Here is a 514-nt window from a genome sequence, read left to right as displayed (position 1 = left end):
TGTCGCAGCTCCGCGGACGAGGCTGCCGGGTGTCTCGGGGGCGGAGCGTATCCATCCCCTCTCTGTTCGCTGAAACGGTGAAGCTGCTGTGAAGGTTCCGGCCGGATTACGCCTTCCGGCGTAGCCGCGAGGTGAGGATTGGGCCCGCGGGCTGGCGGCCAGATGCGCGGCCAGCACCGCCTCGCCGTCGGTGACCATCGAGCGGAACTTCAGGCAGCCGAAGCTGCGCCCGTCCCGGCCGAGCCGCGCGTGCCGGAAGATCGGCGCCTTGCGGTCCCCGGCCCAGACCAGGCCGGCGATCAGCAGCATCAGCGGCAGCAGCAGGAACAGCGCGGTCGCCGCCACACCGATGTCGAGACCGCGCTTGGCCGCCCAGTCCAGCCGCAGACCCCGCGCCACGAACGGCGTCTCCGGCAAAACCGCCTCCGCCACCGCCTCAGCCGCCTCGCTCACCTGACCCGCAAGCTGCTCAGCCACATCAGACATCTCAACCCTATGGTGCGGCGCAGAAGCG

Annotated in this window: 1 protein-coding gene; it reads right to left on the bottom strand. The window is 70.4% G+C overall.

Translation table 11 applies throughout. The annotated features are described in order from the left end of the window. Window positions 1-486, bottom strand: a 486-nt coding sequence (locus tag MKL09_RS04020; protein ID WP_244018174.1) for a sugar transferase, incomplete at its 3' end; no start/stop codon positions are given. Between the last annotated feature and the right edge of the window lie 28 nt (window positions 487-514).

This window comes from Methylobacterium sp. J-048 (assembly GCF_022829515.1).
Classification (GTDB): domain Bacteria; phylum Pseudomonadota; class Alphaproteobacteria; order Rhizobiales; family Beijerinckiaceae; genus Methylobacterium.
Note: the sequence above shows the minus strand (reverse complement) of the source record. Positions and strands in the feature narration are given on the sequence as shown.